Below are 1,847 nucleotides of genomic sequence, written 5' to 3' on the forward strand. Positions count from 1 at the left end.
TGCTGACTACAACAACCTGCCAGGTTAGTAGCAAGGCGGGTACGGATAGTAGCCGCATTGCGGCGGGTAGTAATACGGATTGGCTGCTGCAGCGCCGACGGCGGCACCAGCCACCACCCCCGCGGCAACCGGAGCGCCGCGATACCAAGCCCCGTGATAGACGGGCGCGTGCCAATAGGCACCTCCGACATGGGCGAAACTGGCGTCCCCGACACGCGCATAGCTTCCATGAAACCCGCCGGCACCAAAGTCCCCACCGCGGAAGCCACCTCCGCCAAAACCACCGCCGCCAAAACCACCGGCGAAATGATCAATGAAAACCGCAGCGGGTCCGGCCGCACCACTCAGACTTCCTTCCAGAACGGCAATATCGAAGGTCAGCGTAGTACCTTCCAGTTTTGGAGATTTCAGAGTGACCACGACGTCACTGACGTCCGAGCCGCCACCTCCCAGCACCGACACCGTTGCGTTTGGAGGGTCGACAGCGAAGTTGTCCTTGCCTTCATCCCACTGCATGATGAACTGTTCGGTGGTTACATGTCCGGCGGCCCGCACCGGTCGATCGGCAAAGACGATCGAATTTGCCGACACGCCAGTCAGAACCAATTTGTCACCGTCGATCTTGGCGCCATCCGAGTTGATGACTGCAAGTGACGGCACCGGACCGGTGGGCGCGACCGTTCCGATCGCCTTGCCCAGCGGCACATGCTGCTTCTTCGTGGAATCCTGGGCGAGTGCAGCAGTTGCCGCCAGTGCCAGGCCTCCGACAACGGCTATCAAGCCGGCGACATGATTGATTTTCATCATGGATGTCCTTCGAGTTTGGGATAAGCGGCAGGGCCGCCTGTCCTGATGGCCTCACGAACGTGGATGGACATTGACTGCACAAGAGGGTCGCATACGATGCACGCAACGCAGTCTACTTCTTCGGAAAGATCTCTTTCCAATCTGCCTTCATGTCGACCACGGTCCATTTGTTTATCGCCGCTGCATCGAGCGCCTCGTCGAGGCGGCCGAATTCCGTGTCGCGATCGTAGGCGTATTCACGTTCGGCATCGGTGTGATGAATGAGCATGGCGAAACGGACGCTCCCACCCGTCATTGTCGTCCATTGCAGCATTTCCAGGTCGCCGTCGGAATTGCCGAAGGCGGCGATCGGGCGGCGGCCGATATGCTCGTTGATGCCGACCGGCTTGCCGCTCTTGTCATCGATGAAGTTGACCTGCGGCAGGCGAAACAGGGTCGGCATCCCGTCACGCATCTCGAACTGGGTTTTGATCGACGAGCCTACGACCTGCTCGGGCGGGACGCCATAGACCTGTTCCGACCACGGCCGCATGAACTCGATGCCGCCGCCGGATACGATGAAGGTCTTGAAGCCGTTGGCGCGCAGATAGGCCAGCAGTTCAAGCATCGGCTGGTAGACGAGCTCGGTGTAGGGACGCTTGAAGTGCGGATCGCGTGCGGTGGCAAGCCAATCGGAAACGACCTTCTGGAACTCGTCGCTGGTCATTCCGCTATGGGTTGTCATGATGAGCTCGATGAGGCCCTTTTCGCCGGATGCGGCAAGGGTCTTCATGTCGCCTTCGAGCACTGCCTTGAACGGCTGCGTGTCCTTCCATTCCGGATGGGACGGAGCCTCGGCCTTCACACGGTCGAGCGCGAAGGCGAGTTGGGTATACATCGGATGCTCGACCCACAGCGTGCCGTCATTGTCGAAGACGGCGATGCGCTCAGGCTCCGGAACGAAATCGGGCGTGTTCTCCGTCGTCACCTTCTCGACAAAGGCGACGATGGCCGCCTTCGGGGCGGTATCGTTCCACGACGGCAGCGGATCGGTCTGGGCC

The 1,847-nt window shown here is 60.4% G+C and carries 2 protein-coding genes; both read right to left on the bottom strand.

All coding sequences use genetic code 11. The annotated features are described in order from the left end of the window. Window positions 1-24: 24 nt before the first annotated feature. On the bottom strand, window positions 25-807 hold the full coding sequence (locus tag AC070A_RS34500; protein WP_492383628.1) for a hypothetical protein: 783 nt from the start codon (window positions 805-807) through the stop codon (window positions 25-27). A 112-nt stretch (window positions 808-919) separates the two neighbouring features. After that, window positions 920-1,847, bottom strand: a 928-nt coding sequence (locus tag AC070A_RS34505) for an HAD family hydrolase (protein WP_494773645.1), incomplete at its 5' end; no start/stop codon positions are given.

It is taken from the genome of Ensifer sp. GW101-20A05 (assembly GCF_059424735.1).